Here is a 13,406-nt window from a genome sequence, read left to right as displayed (position 1 = left end):
GGCTCATGACCCGATCCCGCGCCCGTGCCAACCCCCATCTGGCACCCAATGCGACCGCCAAGACCGCCAAAGGCTCGCTGAAAACCATCCTCTCGCTGTTTCCCTATCTCTGGCCGCAGGGCGAGACCGGGTTGCGGGTGAAGCTCGTCTTCGCCGCCGCCTGCTTGCTGCTGGCGAAGATCGGCACGGTCTATGTGCCGGTGGTCTATGGCCATCTGGTCGACCGTCTGACCCATCTGGATAGCGCCATCGCGGTGCCGCTGGCGATGATTGGCGGCTATGTCGCGGTGCGCGTCGCCAGCGCCGCCTTCGGCGAGCTGCGCGACGCGCTGTTCGCGGGGGTGCAGATGCGCGCCTCGCGCGTCGTCGCCCGGCGCACCTTCGAGCATCTGCACGCGCTCTCGATGCGCTTTCACATGGACCGGCAGACCGGCGGGCTCTCCAACATCATCCTGCGCGGCACGCTGGGCATCCAGTCGGTGCTGCGCCTGGCCGCCTTCAACCTGGTGCCGACGCTGATCGAGCTGCTGCTCACCACCTTCATGCTCTGGCATCTGTTCAATGCCTGGTATGCGGCCATCGCCTTCTGCGCCATCGGGCTCTATATCTTCTTCACCCTCTCCTTCACCACCTGGCGCACCAAATTCCGCCGCACGATGAACGAGACCGATAACGAGGCGCAGACCAAGGCCATCGACAGCCTGCTGAATTTCGAGACGGTGAAATATTTCGGCAATGAGGCGCATGAGGCGGCGCGGTTCGATGACAGCCTGGCCCGGTTTGAAAAAGCCTCGGTGAAATCGCAGGTTTCGCTGAACATGCTGAATATCGGCCAGGCGGTGATCATCTCGCTGGCGCTGGGCGCGATGATGGTGATGGCCGCTTTCGGCGTGGCGCATCACACGATGAGTGTGGGCAGCTTCGTGCTGGTCAACACCTATCTGCTGCAGCTCTACGTGCCGCTCAACTTCCTCGGCTTCTCCTACCTCACCCTCAATCAGGGACTGGTGGACATGGAGCAGATGTTCCGGCTTTTGAACGTCAATCAGGAGGTGAAGGACGCCCCTGACGCCGCCGCCATCCCCCCCCAGGGCGCGCCTGCCGAAATCCGCTTCGAGGATGTGCGCTTCGCCTACAACCCGGACCGGCAAATTCTGAAAGGCGTCAGCTTCACCGCCGCCCCGGGCCAGAAGATCGCCATTGTCGGACCCACCGGCTCGGGCAAATCCACCATCTCGCGCCTGCTTTTCCGCTTCTATGACGCCACTGGCGGGCGGGTGCTGGTGGATGGCCAGGATGTGCGGGCGATCAAGCAGCATGATCTGCGCGCCGCCATCGGCGTGGTGCCGCAGGATACGGTGCTGTTCAATGATAGCATCTATTACAACATCGCCTATGGCCGCCCCGGCTGCTCGCGCGCCGAGGTGGAGGAGGCGGCGCGCCTCGCCCAGATCCATGATTTCATCGTCTCGCTGCCCCAGGGCTACGAGACCAAGGTGGGCGAGCGCGGGCTGAAACTCTCCGGCGGCGAGAAGCAGCGCGTCGCCATCGCCCGCACCATCCTGAAAAACCCCCGCATCCTGATCCTGGACGAGGCCACCAGCGCGCTGGATACCGCGACCGAGCAGGGCATCTCCGCCGCCCTGCGCTCCGTGGCGCAGCACCGCACCACGCTGGTCATCGCGCACCGCCTCTCCACCGTGACCGACTCGGACGAGATCCTGGTGCTGCAACAAGGCGTGGTGGCCGAGCGCGGCACCCATGCGGCGCTGCTGGCCGCCGGCGGGCTCTATGCCGCGATGTGGGCGGCACAGGCGGTGATGGACGACGAAAATGCCACGCCGGCGGAAAAAACCGCCCCGAGCCTCGCGGAATAAACCTCCCCTTGGTGGCGGCACGGGCTGCCACCAGATAAGAGAGCCGGAAATTTTTGAACGGATGACCATGACCGACGATCGACAAGCCCCGCCCGAACAAGAGCTCAGCCACGCCGGTTCCGTCGTGGACAAAGCGATTGAGTATATGGTCGGCAAGGATATCTCGGAGCTGGCCATCGCCTCCGCCCTGCTGGGCGGCGCCATGGGGCTGCTGACCCGCGTGCTGCCGGATGCGGTGGTGGTGCAGATCCTGGAAAACGCCATCGAGAGCGTCGAGTCCGGCGAGATGCGCGGCACCGCGGGCAAGGATCACGCCGGCGAGGCATAAAGATTCAAGCCCCGCGCTGAATCAACGGCCAGCCTTGCGCGAACCCGCTTGACGATGCCCCCCGCTTGCGCCATAAGCCGCCCCGAATTTCCGGGCTGGCCCCTGCCAGCCCGCTTTGCGTTTTATTGAGGAAAAGTATCATGGCCCGCCGTTGCGACCTGACCGGAAAGACCGTGCAAGCTGGCAATAACGTCAGCCACGCGAACAATAAGAGCCGCCGCCGGTTCCTGCCCAACCTGCAGGTCACCACGCTGCTCTCCGATACGCTCGGTGCTGTTCGCCTGCGCCTGTCCACCCGCGCGATCCGCACGATCGAGCATAATGGCGGCCTGGACGCCTTTCTGCTCGCCCATTCCGACGCGAAGCTGACCACCGAAGGCCTGGCGCTGAAGCGCCGCCTCGAGCGCGCCACGGCGAAGAAAGAAGCCAAGGCCGCCTGATTTCGCGCCGGGGCCGTGAATTGAGAGGCTCCGATGCTGATACCGGTTACAGATCACCTCCAGATCAGCGATGCTGATCTGGAGGAATTTTTTACCCCGGCCTCCGGACCTGGCGGACAGAACGTCAACAAGGTCTCGACCGCGGTGCAGCTACGCTTCGATCTCGTCGGCAACACCACCCTGCCCGGCCATGTCAAAGCCCGCCTCGCCCGCCTCGCCGGCAAGCGCCTGACGCTGAGCGGGCATATCCTGATCGAGTCCGAAGAGCATCGCTCCCAGCTGCGCAACCGCGAGGAGGCGCGCGAGAAGCTGTTCGCGCTGATCCAGGAGGCCGCCATCATCCCGAAGGCACGGCGCGCCACCAAGCCCACCAAGGGCTCGAAAACCCGGCGGCTGGATGCGAAATCGCGCCGCGGGGACATCAAGCGGATGCGCCAGAGCAAGGATTACTGAGCGAAAGTTTCAGGGGTGGTGGCAATGTCGTTGCCGCCACCCCAGACGTTTTTCGCCGCTTTTTGAAAAAAGCGGCACCAAAAACTTTTACGATTTTTCCGCCAGAGCCAGGGCATCTTCGATGCCAAATTCGCCCGGCAACGCGCCTTTGGGGAAAAGGCGATTGAAATGCGCCATCTTGCGGCCGGGGCGAGCTTCGGTCTTGCCGTAATGATGCGGGATCAGCCCCGGCGTCGCCAGCACGCGCGGCCACAGCGCCATGTCCTCCGGGCCGATCAGGTTTTTCATCACCGCGTCCGAATGCCGCATTGCCGGCGGCAAGGGCAGGCCCGCCACGGCGCGGATATGCATCTCGAACTGCCCGCAGGGGCAGGCATCCATCGTCCAATGGCCGGAATTATGCGGCCGCGGGGCGATCTCATTCACCACCAGCGCGCCGGTTGAGGTGACGAACATCTCCACCCCCAGCAGCCCGACCAGCGCCAGCGTCTCGGCGATCAGCCGGGCGATGCTTTGCGCCTCCTCCAGAATCTCCGGCCCGAAGGGCGCCGGGGCGATGGTGAGGTCGAGAATATGATGCTTGTGGCGGTTCTCCACCGCGTCAAAACAGACGATGGTGCCGTCCACCCCGCGCGCCACCATCACCGAGATCTCGGCGGCGAAATCCACGAAGCCTTCCAGAACCAGCGGCTTCGGCGCCAGTTTTTCGAAGGCGGGCGCCAGATCTTCCGGGGCGCGCAGCATGGCCTGGCCCTTGCCGTCATAGCCCAGCCGGGTGGTTTTCAGCACCGCCGGCAGGCCGAGTTCGGCTACCGCCGCCTCCAACTCCGCCAGGCTCTCCACCTTCGCCCAGGGCGCGGTGGCGACGCCGGCATCGTTGAGGAATTGCTTCTCCAGCAGCCTGTCCTGGCTGATGGCAAGGATTTTCGCCCCCGGCCGCACCGGCTTCAGGCTCTCCAGCAGCGCCAGCGAGGCGGCGGGCAGGTTTTCGAATTCGAAGGTGATCACATCCACCGCCTCGGCGAAGGATCGTAGCGCTTCGAGATCATCGTACGCGGCGATTATGGTGCGCGCCGCCACCTGCGCCGCCGGGCCGTCCGGCTCGGGCGAGAACACATGCACGAGAAACCCCAGCCGCGCCGCCGCCTGGGCGGACATCCGCCCGAGCTGGCCGCCGCCGATCATGCCGATCACCGATCCGGGCGGCAGCATCAGACCGGGTCCTCCGGCACGCTTTCCGTCTGCTCGGATCGCAGCGCTGCGATCCGAGCCGCCAGCGCCGGGTCGGAGAGCGCCAGAATCGAGGCCGCCAGAATCCCGGCATTGATCGCGCCGGGCTTGCCGATCGCCAGCGTGCCGACGGGAACCCCGCCTGGCATCTGCACGATGGAGAGCAGCGCATCCTGCCCGTTCAGCGCGGTGACGGCGACCGGCACGCCCAGCACCGGCAGATTGGTCATCGAGGCCGCCATGCCCGGCAGATGCGCCGCGCCGCCCGCCCCGGCGATGATGATCTTCAGCCCGCGCGCATGCGCGCTGCCGGCATACTCGACCAGCCGATGCGGGGTGCGATGCGCGGAGACCACCTTGGCCTCATAAGGCACGCCAAGCTTTTCAAGCATGTGCGCGGCATGTTCCATCACCGGCCAGTCCGAACGGCTGCCCATGATAATCCCGACCAGAGGCTGGCTCATGCCGTGCGGTCCGGGATCAACCGGCTTTCCAGCCGGGAAATCTCATCTTTCAAACCGAGTTTCCGCTTCTTCAATCTTTGCAGATGCAGCTGATCCACCGGACCTAGGTCGGTAATCCGCGTGATGACGGTATCGAGGTCCCGGTGCTCGCTGCGCAACGCATGCAGCCGGCGCAGCAGATTGTCTTTGTCGGTCAGCATGGGCGAGCAATAGAGAAATTCCCGCGCCGCGCATACGGGAATTTTGCAGTCCCCGTGCGATTTCCGCAGGCCGGAGCCGGCCGCGCTTGTGCCGTTATTTCAGCACCTTCTGCAGGATCTGGCGGCGGCAGCGCTCGATCGGGCTGGGGTTCTGCACCACCCGCGCGATCAGGATCGCGCCCTGCAGGGAGCTATAGATGAAGCCGGCCGTATCCAGGCAATCCAGATCCGGCGCCAGCTCGCCGGAGGCGACACCTTCCTCCAGCGCCTGCGCCAGCGCATCGCGGATATCCTGGAAAATTTTCGCCAGACGCAGCCGCAGCACCTCGGACTGGTCCGCCACTTCGGCGCAGAAATTGCCGACCAGGCAGCCGCCCCGCATGTTGCTGGCGGTGAGGTTTTCGATCACATGGTCGAAGTAAGACGCTACACGCTCGCGCACCGGACGGGAGCGGTCATGGAAGGTCTTGCCGATCACCTCCTGCACGCGCTCATGATAGCGCTCCAGAATTTCCAGCCCGAACATCTCCTTTGAGGGGAAATGATTGGTGAAGGAGCCCAGCGGGACGCTGGCGGCACTGGCAATGTCGCGCACCGAGGCCCCGGAAAAGCCCCGCTCATGAACGACGCGCAGGCCTTCAGTGAGGATTTTTTCGCGGTTTGAGGGTCTAGCCATGGGTTTGATCGCATCCATTGCAAAACATGATGGTCATTAAGTACGTTCGTACGTCTTAAAGCGCAAGAAAAAAGCACCAAAACCAAGAGAAAGCTGCACTCGATTGCGATTATCGCATGACTATTAGATTTACATGCAAAAAACACATGACTGAGTTTACGTACGTCCGTTCTAATTTGTCTTGCAAGCGTACGTACGTCCATCTAAATCAGGCTCATCGAAAGGGCGACCTGCCCCGCCGAACTGAAAAGGAAATCTTCTCATGTCTCGTTTCACCGCTTTCGCCTCAGCCGCTCTGATCGCCGCTTCCCTGGCCCCGATCGCCGCCAACGCGCAGTCCTACCGTCAGGCCACCAGCGTTGCCTCTTATAATCAGCAGTCCAACCAGAATATCCCGGCCTTCCAGACCAATGCCGGCAGCCACCGCATGCCGGTCGCCGATCGCCAGGTTGGCGGCCCGATCTCTGACAGCACGGCTGGCTAAGCCAGGCCCGGCTCAATCCGCCGCAAAGCGCCCCCCCTTTAGACATCCAGCTCAATTCAGGAGTGTATCATGAACCGCATCTCTCAAATCGCTTCCGCCGCCCTGCTGGCCGCCTCCCTGGCCCCTGTCGCCGCGATCGCCGCACCCGGCAATTTCCAGGTGAACACCAGCGTCGCCCAGTATAATCCGCAGGCGAACCAGGCCGCCCAGGGTGGTTTCGCCGGCAAGCAGACCCCGGTTGCCCTGCGCCATGTCGGCGGCGCCGCGTCCGACAGCACCGGCGGCTAATTCCCGTCGTGAGACGAACGGGCGCCCCGCGCGCCCGGCCGTGCTCGCCAATTTCAAATCAAAATCAGAAAAAGAGTGTATCATGCCTCGTATGTCTCGTTTCGCGGCCGCCGCGTTGCTGGCTGTTTCTCTGGCTCCCTTCGCCGCCCAGGCCCGCCCTGGCGATATCCGCCCCAGCGCCCCGCGCCATCTGGTGCGTATTGCCCCGCCCCCGCAGGCCAGCCAGCTTCATGGGCGCAGCGCTGAGAATCGCCGGGTGCCGGTTCAGTTCGGTACCGCGCCGGGGGCTGTCGATTATGCGAATAATGCTGGCCAGAGCGATATTTCCGGCTAGAGCGCTTTCAGCCTGACCGTAAACGGTCAGCGCGCTCTCGCTGTTTGTTGTGGCGAGCAACTTTATGTCCCTGAATGATTCCCGTCAGGGTCATGTTGCTCTCGCACAACCGCCCACGGCCTGGCGGTGCCGTAAACCAGCCCTTCCAGACCGCCTCGCCTGGCCGCGCCCGCGGCGACGGGAAGGCTCTGCAACCCAAGGAATTTCGTGATGTCGAGCGAACGTTTCGCGGCCCTGCTCTCTTGGGCGGGCATAGCGACCGTGCTTGTGCTCTGCCTTGGACTCTCCGTCCTCCCGGCCCGCGCGGCAACGCCTGGCCCCGTAGGAAGCTGGGTCACCGCCAGCCATGACGCGGTCATTCAAATCTCCCCCTGCGGCGATAAATTATGCGGCGCCATCGAGGGCATGGTGCTCAACCAGACCGAGCCCACCCCTACCGATTGGGCCGGCCAGAGCCAATGCGGGCTGGTCATTCTGCAGGCCGACGCCAATGCGCGCCGCCAGGATGATGGCAGCCGCGCCTGGTATGGCCATATCACCAACCCCCGCAACGGCTCGGTCTATCAGATCAAGCTGACGCTGGACCGGCAGGGCGAGCTGCGGTTGCGCGGCTATGTCGGGCTGCCGCTTTTTGGCGCGACCCAGACCTGGAGCGCCTTTCAGGGCCAGCTTGCCGCCAAGGATTGCCGGTTGAGCGGCATCTCCAGCTGAGAAAAGACGGCCGAATCATCGTTTGATGAAAATGATAACTATTCTCATTGACTCGCGCCGGCGATCTGCTACTCTGCCCGCGTGGCTCCATCTCGATCTGGACATCCGGATGGCTTCATGGCCGGGCGGCGCTCTTGGGCGCCTCTCCCGGGGATCGCGTTAAACTTGGCAAAGCCATTGGGGCGTTCACATTGTGAACGCCCTCTTTTTTGCCTGCTAGCGCGCCAGCATGCCCTGGGCGCGCAGCCAATTTTCATACCAGCCCGGCCAATCCATTGTCGGCGTGCCAGGGCGGCCCATGCCGAAGCCATGGCCGCCGCTGGGGAGCTGGTGAAAATCCACCTGCACGCCGGCGCGCCTGCAGGCCTGCGCCATGATGATGGTGTTGGCGGGGTTGGAAATCGGGTCGTCCTTGGCCTGCACCAGGAAGAAAGGCGGGGCTCCGGGGCGCAGATGCGTCTGCACCGACCATTCCGCCCGGGCTTGTGCATCCGCATCCTGGCCGACCAGGATTTTCGCGGTGGAGGTATGCTGATACGGCGCCTCCAGCGTGATGATGGGATAGGCGAGTGCTGCATTGTCCGGCCGGGCGGAGAGGAAATCCGCCCCGTCCACCGGCGCGTAGGAGCGAAAATCCGACCAGTCCGCCGCCAGCCCCATCAGATGCCCGCCGGCGGAGAAGCCCAGCACGCCGAGCCTTTGCGCATCCAGCCCATCGTTTTTGGCGCGGGCGCGGATGAGGCGAATGGCGCGTTGCGCATCTTGAAAAGGCGCCTGCGCTCCGGCGGCCCAGCCCTCACCCGGTAGCCTATAGGCCAAAGTGAAGGCGGTGATGCCGCGTGCGTTCAGCCAAAGCGCGGCCGGGTCGGCCTCCGTGCCCATCTCGATATGCCGGTAGCCGCCACCGCCGGCCACCAGCACGGCCGCGCCGTTCGGGCTCTGCGGGCGGTAGAGGGTGAGATAGGGGGCGGGAATGTCGCGCACGCTGCCCTTGGTGTTGACCCGCTCCGGCCCTTGCGGCCCTCCCCCGCCCGGCGGCGTGCCTGGCCAGAGCGGGATGCGCTCGGGCGTGGTGCCGGCCAGGGCGGCGGGGGCGACCAGGGCGGCACCGGCGGCGGCGAGAAGGGGGCGGCGGCCGATCATCTGCGTCTCCATGGGCTGTTCATGACAGAGTTAATCCTGCCGATGATGCGCGTCCGCGGCAATTTGCAACGGAGCGTGACAGCCGGGCTTATTGATCCCGCCCCTGGAACGCGGGTAGGTATCCGCGCCGGGTTCCCGGCCTGTTTCTGATCGCCGGGACCATATGAAAATCCTCTTCGCCTTTGAAAACCCCCTGCCCAGCGCCGAGGCGGATGCGGAAGTGTTCACCACCACGGCGCGCTATCTGACTCCGCATCTGGAGGCGGCCTGGCTGCATGTGCCGATGGCGCCGGACAATCTGCCGGGGCTGACCGCGCGGCTGGGCATGCCGCTGATCAGCGCCTTCGCGCCGCTGAAGCCGGCGGCCTGGCGGCATATTCTGTGCGGGCTGACGATCGGGCTGCGCAGCGCCTTCAGGGCCGCGGATCTGGTTTATACCCGCAATCTCTGGGTGGCGTGGATGGCGCTGCGCTGCGGGCAACGCGTGGTGTTCGACCATTACCGCCCCTGGCCGGATCAGATCCCGCCGCTGCAATATTGGCTCTACAAACTGTTCAGCCATAAGCGGTTCCTGGGCTCGGTCTGCCATTCCGAATATACCAGGCAGAAATATATCGAACTCGGCGTGCCGCCGGAGAAGCTGCGCTGCATCCATAACGGCTTCGAGCCGCAGCGTTTCGCCGCGCCGGTTCCGCTGGCCGAGGCGAAGGCGCGCATCGGCATCGATCCGGCCGCGAAAACCGTGATCTATACCGGGCGGGTGAACCATAAGAAGGGGCTGGAGCTGGTGATCGAGGCGGCGAAGCGGCTGCCGCAGCTCACCTTCCTGTTCGTCGGCTCCTATGGCGAGGGCTCGGTGGAGGCGCTGGCGAAGAGCGTGCCGAATGTGGTGATCGTGCCCTGGCAGACCGAGGCGACGCTGGGCAATTACATCCATGCCGCCGATGTGTTGCTGATCCCGCCTTCCTTCCAGCCGCTGGCGAAGTTCGGCTCCACCGTGCTGCCGCTGAAGCTGTTCTTTTATCTCGGCTCCGGTCGGCCGATTCTGGCGGGGAATACGCCGGATGTGGCCGAGGTGCTGAAGCATGACCAGAACGCGCTGCTGGTACAGCCGGATGATCTGGAGGCGCTGGTCGCGGGGCTTTCGGCGCTGACCGGCGATGAGGCGCTGGCTGCCAGGCTCGCGGCCGGCGCGGCAACGGACAGCCTGGGCTATACCTGGGCGGCGCGGGCGGAGAAGATTATCGCGCAGGTGAAAGACTGGGCGGCGGATGCCACGCCGCGCCCCGGGCTGTGGGGGGCAGCGCAGAGTGCGCGCTGGCGCCAGGGCTCGGCACGCTGGCTGCGGCATTTCATCCGCACCCGCGCCCCGGTTTTGCCGCCGGACGCATGAGCGAAAACGAGCATCAGCGCCATCTCGGGCGCGGCTTCAACTGGCTGGGCGGGGCCGCCATCGTCGCCAAGGTGACGGATTTCGCCACCATCGTGGCGGTTCTGGTGTTTTTGACCAAGACTCAGGTTGGCATCGGCTCGCTGGTGCTGGCGGTGGGCATGGTGGTGGAGGCGTTTGATGGCTTGGGCACCGGCGATGCGCTGGTGCAAACGAAGGCGGTGAGCCGGGAGGCTTTATCCTCGCTGTTCTGGTTCATTCTGGTGCTGGCGGTGATTGTGGGCGGGGCCGCGGTGGCGCTCTCGCCGGCGATTGGCTGGTTATATGGCGTTTCCGGCGTGAAGCTGTATTTCCTGGCGCTGGCGGCGAAGCAGCCGCTGGTGGGGGCAGCGGTGATTCCTCTGGCCTTGCTGAATCGCGCGCTGGCCTATGAGAAAATCGCCATGGTGAATGTCGGCGCGACCTTCGGCGCGGCTTTGGTGCGGTTTGGCATCGCGGTGGCGGGCGGCGGGGCCTGGGCGCTGGTGGGCGGGTATTTTGCCTCCGGCGTATTTATTCTGGCGGGCGCGTTGCTGGCGAATCGCTTTGTGCCGCGCTGGCATTTTGCCTTGGCAGAGATCAGGGCGCTGGTGGATTTCGGCTGGCGCTCGGCCAGCGCGAATATCTTCGAGCAGATTTTCAAGAATATCGATTTCCTGCTGGTCGGCTGGTTTTACGGGCCGGCGATGCTAGCGGTGTATCGGGTGGCGTTTGACGTGGCGATGGAGCCGGCGATGGCGGTGGGCACCATCGTCAACCGCGCGGCACAGCCGGTATTCGCGAAAGTCGCGGCCGCGCCTGCGGAGTTGCGGGCGGCGTTGTTATGGTCGCTGCAGCGTCTGGCGAGCTTGGTGGCGCCCTGCATGGCGGGGCTGGGGCTGATGGCGGTGCCGCTGATGGGGCTGCTGCATGATTCTCAAGGCCGCAGCTATGCGGATGCGGCGCGGCCCTTACAGATTTTGGCGGGGGCAGCGGTGCTGCGCATCGCCTCGCAATTGATCACGCCGCTGCTGCTGGGCACCGGGCAGCCGGGCAAAGCGGCGCGCCTCTCCTTCGCAACATTGCTGATGCTGGGCGGGTTTATTCTCACGGCGGGGATTGTCGTGCATGGCGAGGCGGGGTTGCTGGCGGTCTCGGCGGCGTGGCTGGCGGTGTATCCGTTTTTGCTGAGCTGGAGTGTGGGCTATCTGCGCCGGGAATGGGATATTTCCGCGCTGGCGCTGGCAAAACCGTTTTTGCGGCCGGCTTTGGCGGTGGTTGGGATGGTGGTGCTGTGCCTGGCGGCGCGGGCCTTGCCGTATGGCGGCACGGCGGCGGGCCGGATCGCGGCGGCGGTGCTGGCGACAGGGGGGGGGTATGGGGGGTTGGTTTGGAGGCGACGGGGTTAAAGGGGGAAGCCGTCATTGCCACAGCGCGCCGCTGGTGACCGCTTCGCGCCACTAGCGGACCTCGGCTTCGCTCCAGAATGCGACATCAGCGCCGTCGCCATCTGTTCCGTAATATTTTCCAGTGATATCTTCCGATGATGACCTGCTCCGAGCCGTCGTGCTCGACTGCTATGCGGCCTGAAAGAGAGAGCCATGCCACGCCTTCCGCCTGAACTTACGTCTGCTCAACGCTTCGCCGAGCCGGACCCGATGGTTCGCCTCAGTCAGGCTGACAATATCGCCGAGATCGATGATCTCGGGTGCGGCGAGTGGACCACGCTCTACGAATTCCACGATAACGGTCAGGGCAGCCGCTGCTCGTATTCTGCCCTTCTGACGCCCATGGGTCTAGCTCGTTCTCTGAATTCAACCAGCTGGGACATCATGATTGGGCAGGGCATGCCGGGGTTCAGCCAAGGCTACGATGATGAGGGCGTTGAGACGACGACTTACGAGCGCTTCGGCACAGAGGGCGTCGAACCGATCCTCTATTCGAGAGATTTCCATGGCATCAAATCGCGGCAGTTCGATCTCGCCGAGGAGTTCCGGCACTTCCACAACCTATACCACGACCGTCAGAATGATCGCTTCATCCACATAGATGACCGGGGCGCGGAAGTCGTCGTGGCGGAGATCACCGCCTCACAAAGTCGCGTGCTGACGCGGTATGTCCGTCAATACATGGCAGCGCGGCAGCTCGCGCTTGGGCTATTCTTCGACCACAGGGTGTTTGCAAGGATTGATGTTGCTGAGGCGATGGCCGCAATCCCGAATCGCGAGGTGACGGTAGCAGATCGCCATTACTCCCTCCACGTCGGCGAGCTGCATCGCAAGGAGACTTTCACGCGGCTCGTCGGGAAGAAGATTATCTTCCCGCCGCCGATCAACGAGAGTGGAGTCTGGCCCTTTTCCACCGGGTGGCGCGGCCAATACGCGGAATTCATAATTCGTGTTGCCGACGACGGTTCACCCGTCACGCACAGCAGCGATCCCGATGCGCTGGCCAACTATTTCGGGGCGAACGAAGATGCCCCACACTATCTCACGCCAGTCTGGTTCACGCGAAACGTCCTAGCCAAGTACTACGACGATCCGAAATTTGAAGTGGAGGACGGCTACCTTCGGTGCGGGTCGCTCTGGGGGATGCGGATCGACAACAATCTACCAGACCATGTGGTGGTCTACCTCGGTGATCTCGGACGCGACCTCCATTACGAAGAGCAGACGTACTGGCGGCACTTCAACGTGCCGCCAGGCGGCACGCAGACAAGTGACACCAATTTTCGCCGCTCATTCCTAGCACAGTTCACCGATCCGACGGCTCCTGACCTAGTTTTCAAGCAGCGCTACACGCAACTCAGCGAGGCGTGGCAGAAGCAATTCGGCTGGCCTCTATTCAGACCCCTCCATGAGGCGGACACTCACATTCTCAAGCAGCTTCACGTCCCGATGACGGACAGCACCGGAGAATTTGAGAACCAGGTCCTCTATCTCGTAAAACTTCTCATCGACACGTTAAATGACGCCGAACTCGCGAAGGCGCTCGACGGCGCGCTTCGCGATGAAAAGAGCATTAGCAAACTCAGGCGCTACGTTGAGGCGGCTAACTACCCTCACGTTGATCGAGACATCGGGGTTCTACGAACGTTGCAAGATCTGCGTTCCAGCGGCGCGGCGCACGCCAAGGGCGCGCGGTTCGATAGAGTGCAGACGCAGGTTGGACTTGACCGCGAGACGCCTCGCAGCGTGTTCCGAGGACTGCTGGGACGAGCGAATGACATGCTGGCCGCTCTTGCGACCCATTTCATTCATGATCCGAATAGCCAAGCGCGGCGTGGATCTTCCGAAGTCAGTTAAGAGCCTGCCAGGGCCGCTAACCCGCCCAGCCTAAGCGCTGAAAAGCGGACCAGTCCAGCGTCCGG

At 63.9% G+C, this 13,406-nt stretch carries 16 protein-coding genes; 11 read left to right on the top strand and 5 right to left on the bottom strand.

Features of this window, described 5'->3' with window-relative positions; translation table 11 throughout:
• Positions 1-5: 5 nt before the first annotated feature.
• The 4 genes from T331_RS0103995 to arfB all read left to right on the top strand — a co-directional run bounded on the left by T331_RS0103995 (position 6) and on the right by arfB (position 3,098).
• Positions 6-1,877: an ABCB family ABC transporter ATP-binding protein/permease gene (locus T331_RS0103995; RefSeq protein WP_026439110.1), complete on the top strand. Its 1,872-nt coding sequence runs from the start codon at positions 6-8 to the stop codon at positions 1,875-1,877.
• 67 nt (positions 1,878-1,944) lie between these two features.
• On the top strand, positions 1,945-2,205 hold the full coding sequence (locus T331_RS0103990) for a hypothetical protein (RefSeq protein ID WP_035179192.1): 261 nt from the start codon (positions 1,945-1,947) through the stop codon (positions 2,203-2,205).
• 140 nt (positions 2,206-2,345) lie between these two features.
• The gene (rpmB, locus tag T331_RS0103985) at positions 2,346-2,645 is read left to right on the top strand and encodes a 50S ribosomal protein L28 (protein ID WP_008495049.1); all 300 of its coding nucleotides are present in this window, start codon (positions 2,346-2,348) and stop codon (positions 2,643-2,645) included.
• Positions 2,646-2,678: 33 nt separating this feature from the next.
• Complete coding sequence (arfB, locus tag T331_RS0103980) at positions 2,679-3,098, top strand: alternative ribosome rescue aminoacyl-tRNA hydrolase ArfB (protein WP_026439109.1); 420 nt, start codon at positions 2,679-2,681, stop codon at positions 3,096-3,098.
• A gap of 87 nt (positions 3,099-3,185) precedes the next feature.
• Here the strand turns inward: arfB and T331_RS0103975 are convergent, their stop codons facing one another.
• The 4 genes from T331_RS0103975 to T331_RS0103960 form a co-directional block, all read right to left on the bottom strand.
• Positions 3,186-4,310 carry a 5-(carboxyamino)imidazole ribonucleotide synthase gene (locus tag T331_RS0103975; protein ID WP_026439108.1) on the bottom strand — a complete coding sequence of 375 codons (1,125 nt, stop codon included), beginning with the start codon at positions 4,308-4,310 and terminating at the stop codon, positions 3,186-3,188.
• Positions 4,310-4,792, bottom strand: a complete 483-nt coding sequence (purE, locus tag T331_RS0103970; protein WP_026439107.1) for a 5-(carboxyamino)imidazole ribonucleotide mutase — start codon at positions 4,790-4,792, stop codon at positions 4,310-4,312. Before purE ends, T331_RS0103975 begins: the two co-directional genes overlap by 1 nt.
• Positions 4,789-4,992, bottom strand: coding sequence for a YdcH family protein (locus T331_RS0103965; protein WP_008495045.1), 204 nt, complete (start codon positions 4,990-4,992; stop codon positions 4,789-4,791). Before T331_RS0103965 ends, purE begins: the two co-directional genes overlap by 4 nt.
• 94 nt (positions 4,993-5,086) lie before the next feature.
• Positions 5,087-5,668 (bottom strand): TetR/AcrR family transcriptional regulator, encoded by a 582-nt coding sequence (locus T331_RS0103960; protein WP_026439106.1) that lies wholly within the window; start codon positions 5,666-5,668, stop codon positions 5,087-5,089.
• Between the two features lie 262 nt (positions 5,669-5,930).
• Between T331_RS0103960 and T331_RS0103955 the strand changes: the two genes are divergently transcribed.
• The 4 genes from T331_RS0103955 (at position 5,931) to T331_RS19385 (ending at position 7,485) form a co-directional block, all read left to right on the top strand.
• Positions 5,931-6,152, top strand: a complete 222-nt coding sequence (locus tag T331_RS0103955; protein WP_026439105.1) for a hypothetical protein — start codon at positions 5,931-5,933, stop codon at positions 6,150-6,152.
• A gap of 69 nt (positions 6,153-6,221) precedes the next feature.
• Positions 6,222-6,440 (top strand): hypothetical protein, encoded by a 219-nt coding sequence (locus tag T331_RS0103950; RefSeq protein ID WP_008495042.1) that lies wholly within the window; start codon positions 6,222-6,224, stop codon positions 6,438-6,440.
• An 82-nt stretch (positions 6,441-6,522) separates the two neighbouring features.
• Entirely contained in the window at positions 6,523-6,774 is a 252-nt protein-coding gene (locus T331_RS0103945; protein ID WP_155992602.1) for a hypothetical protein, read from the top strand.
• Positions 6,775-6,984: 210 nt separating this feature from the next.
• The gene (locus tag T331_RS19385; protein ID WP_008495040.1) at positions 6,985-7,485 is read left to right on the top strand and encodes a DUF2147 domain-containing protein; all 501 of its coding nucleotides are present in this window, start codon (positions 6,985-6,987) and stop codon (positions 7,483-7,485) included.
• 216 nt (positions 7,486-7,701) lie between these two features.
• On the opposite strand, the gene T331_RS0103935 is transcribed toward T331_RS19385, so the two are convergent.
• A complete protein-coding gene (locus T331_RS0103935; protein ID WP_155992601.1) occupies positions 7,702-8,640 on the bottom strand; it encodes an alpha/beta hydrolase in 939 nt (312 codons plus the stop codon).
• 151 nt (positions 8,641-8,791) lie between these two features.
• Between T331_RS0103935 and T331_RS0103930 the strand changes: the two genes are divergently transcribed.
• The 3 genes from T331_RS0103930 to T331_RS0103920 all read left to right on the top strand — a co-directional run bounded on the left by T331_RS0103930 (position 8,792) and on the right by T331_RS0103920 (position 13,341).
• On the top strand, positions 8,792-10,021 hold the full coding sequence (locus T331_RS0103930) for a glycosyltransferase (RefSeq protein WP_026439102.1): 1,230 nt from the start codon (positions 8,792-8,794) through the stop codon (positions 10,019-10,021).
• The gene (locus tag T331_RS0103925; protein ID WP_026439101.1) at positions 10,018-11,445 is read left to right on the top strand and encodes an oligosaccharide flippase family protein; all 1,428 of its coding nucleotides are present in this window, start codon (positions 10,018-10,020) and stop codon (positions 11,443-11,445) included. The genes T331_RS0103930 and T331_RS0103925 overlap by 4 nt, the downstream gene beginning before the upstream one ends.
• A gap of 192 nt (positions 11,446-11,637) precedes the next feature.
• On the top strand, positions 11,638-13,341 hold the full coding sequence (locus T331_RS0103920) for a hypothetical protein (RefSeq protein ID WP_155992600.1): 1,704 nt from the start codon (positions 11,638-11,640) through the stop codon (positions 13,339-13,341).
• Positions 13,342-13,406 lie beyond the last annotated feature (65 nt).

The organism is Acidocella facilis ATCC 35904 (assembly GCF_000687875.1).
In the GTDB taxonomy this organism is placed as follows: domain Bacteria; phylum Pseudomonadota; class Alphaproteobacteria; order Acetobacterales; family Acetobacteraceae; genus Acidocella; species Acidocella facilis.
Note: the sequence above shows the minus strand (reverse complement) of the source record. Positions and strands in the feature narration are given on the sequence as shown.